Origin of the sequence: Endozoicomonas sp. ALE010 (genome assembly GCF_049310165.1) — a bacterium.
GTDB lineage: Bacteria > Pseudomonadota > Gammaproteobacteria > Pseudomonadales > Endozoicomonadaceae > Endozoicomonas.
Genome location: NZ_JBLYNV010000162.1, coordinates 1 through 2,511 on the forward strand (window position 1 = coordinate 1; position 2,511 = coordinate 2,511).

Below are 2,511 nucleotides of genomic sequence, written 5' to 3' on the forward strand. Positions count from 1 at the left end.
TCTGGACTGTCGGTTCCGTTGTTACTGGCGTTGGAGGTGTTGCGAAAGGCGGTGTGAAACTTGCCAAGGTTGGAGTGGATGTTGGTAAGAAATCGCTGGAGTTAATGGAGGAAACTGCAAAGAAGGTAAAAGGAAAAACTGCCGAGATTGTTAACATTCAAGAGTATGCACAAAAAGTCGCCGACAAAGCCCTAGTTAATTCTGGTGGTAAGCTTAGTTATTCTGGTGAACCTCTACTAGATATGAGCAAGCTAAGCAATCAACAAAAAGGCGTGATGGGAGAACTCTTCGGTGAAGGCACTGTGAAGAAAATTGTGCCAGATGGTAGAAAAGTTGGGCGTAGCCCTGGAATAGGTGAGACTGGAATAGATGATTTATACCAGGTTAAACGTACAGACGTTGATTTTGTGATAATTGAATATAAATTCAACACTGCCAAGCTCAAGAAAACAAATGACGGCAAGCAGATGAGTGATAGTTGGTTAAACGGTGAAAACACTGGATATAATAGAGTGCTTGAATCGGTTAACGGCAATAGGCAGATGGCTAGCGATATACGTATAGCAATGGATTCCGGGCGTGTAGAGAAGTGGGTTGTAAGGACCTTTCCTGACGGAACTTCACATGTTGAAGTATTGAATAAGAATGCAAAAAATATGGGTATTGATAATAAGTCATCCACTATTTTATCAACTCTAGATAACTTCTCTGGAGTAACACCATGATTCGCGATGCATTAGGCGACAAAGATTACTGGGATACATGGATTCAGTTTGAAGACCAGACCATTGAAAAAATGGTGAAACAATTAGAACAGAATCCGGGTCAACCAAATTACCGGCCTCAGTTCATTTACGAAATAGCAAACGAATATAGAGAAAACCTATTTCAGCGTTATTCTCGAGGAGACGACATTGCTGAATTAAGGGAACTATTGGTACCAATCATAGACTATTGGGAAAAATCAGAGCTAATGGGTAAAGAAGTGTGGAGTAAAACTCAACAGGTTTCTCGCCACTCCTGGGAAGTAAACTTTGATCATTATATTGTTTGTTTTTGGTTAGTCGGGCTGGCTATTTTGCTAGAACTTCCCGACGCAGAGTGGTTTAGGCTTATAAACCTGGTTGGGAATGAAGGTAAAGATGCATTACTTGATTTGGTCATAGCCAAGCGTTCACCAACTCGAAAAATAGGAGATCAACTTTGTTTTGATAAACCCTACAGACACCTTTATGAAGCAGTAAACTGTGCTGATAAAAGCAAACAAACTCACAAACTGTATGAGTTCGTCAAGAATTGGTACTCAGAGCTCCGAACCATTGGCCACTCAAGCAAAAAAAAGCCATTGCCACGTCATAGCCATCCGTATTGGTACAGGTTTGGCGATGAAAATTTCGAAGGTGGTGCTTATTTTGGCCGATGGTGTATTGAAGCCGCAGCTGTCGCAAAAGCATTTAATATTGATGACAGCCTTTGCCTCGGTCATGAGCATTATCCTGGCGACTTACTCAGGCCTAATGGGCCAACAACCCATAAAGTAAGGCAAGAAGATAATAGTGCTCATAAAAAGAGTCACTGGTTATCGCGTTTCTTTAACAGTAAGTAGTGATTGAAAACTGAAGCCATGGCAGTCAACATGATAAAATCAAAAATCGCCTTCATCCTTTTTGCCACCTTGCTTCTCACAGGCTGTGGCAATATCAAAACGATAAAATCTTTCTCAACATCGTTTGCGGAGTCCACCTCTGAACAACAGGCCAGAATTCGCATCATCAGCGATAAGGGCATGGTTCGCGGTGTGCCAAACAGTGAGTGTATTGACTACGCCTTACCCGGTTCTGGTGTCATGACCGCTTATTACAATGGCTTTGCTGATTTGAACTGGAAGGAGCTGGACTTGCCCGATGGCAAGTTCCCGGATAAGCAATTTCCGGCCGGTGCAGTATGGACAGAGCTGGCAATTGATGGCGACAAGCCTATAGCTCTTCACTATATTCTGAACGAGCATCTTCAAAGTTGTTCCGTAATGGCTAACTTCACACCAGAAAGCGGGCAGGATTATGAAGCTTATTTTAAAACCGGCAGTGTGGAGTGCTCCGTTAATATAACGAACATCAGTGAAAACAAGACATCCACTCATTCAGATAAGCTGGCATTGAACCAGGCGGAACTCTGTAACTGGCAGGATATGTTCTGAAAGGCCAACCTCAAAGCCCAGGCTCATGTGCAAGGGCTTTGAGGAATTCACCTAATCAAAAGTTGTACTGAACACCGAGCCCATAAACATAGGTAGTGATTTCAGCGTCTTCTTCGCCTTCAATGCGATCAATATTCGCAACCACGTTCAGCTCATCATTCAGGGCATAACCTGCAGTCAGGCCCAGACAAAATCAAAGACACCCAATAATTTGCCAGCGATGTAGAAATCACAGCAGGCAGAGACTTTGCCGCCACTGCCGCCAATATCACCAGTAGTAGCGGCAATGCTTCGATCGCTACAGGCAATGACCT

General features: G+C 43.3%; 3 protein-coding genes. All 3 read left to right on the forward strand.

All coding sequences use genetic code 11. The annotated features are described in order from the left end of the window. A partial coding sequence (locus ACO6UY_RS24395) for a hypothetical protein (protein WP_422491638.1) occupies positions 1-725 on the forward strand: 725 nt, incomplete at its 5' end. After that, positions 722-1,606: a PoNe immunity protein domain-containing protein gene (locus tag ACO6UY_RS24400; protein ID WP_422464037.1), complete on the forward strand. Its 885-nt coding sequence runs from the start codon at positions 722-724 to the stop codon at positions 1,604-1,606. The genes ACO6UY_RS24395 and ACO6UY_RS24400, both read left to right, overlap by 4 nt. A gap of 18 nt (positions 1,607-1,624) precedes the next feature. Continuing rightward, positions 1,625-2,197 (forward strand): hypothetical protein, encoded by a 573-nt coding sequence (locus tag ACO6UY_RS24405; RefSeq protein ID WP_422491639.1) that lies wholly within the window; start codon positions 1,625-1,627, stop codon positions 2,195-2,197. Positions 2,198-2,511 lie beyond the last annotated feature (314 nt).

Coding starts and splice junctions, on each gene's coding strand:
- ACO6UY_RS24400 (WP_422464037.1), top strand. CDS start 722: ATGATTCGCGATGCATTAGGCGACAAAGATTACTGGGATACATGGATT.
- ACO6UY_RS24405 (WP_422491639.1), top strand. CDS start 1,625: ATGGCAGTCAACATGATAAAATCAAAAATCGCCTTCATCCTTTTTGCC.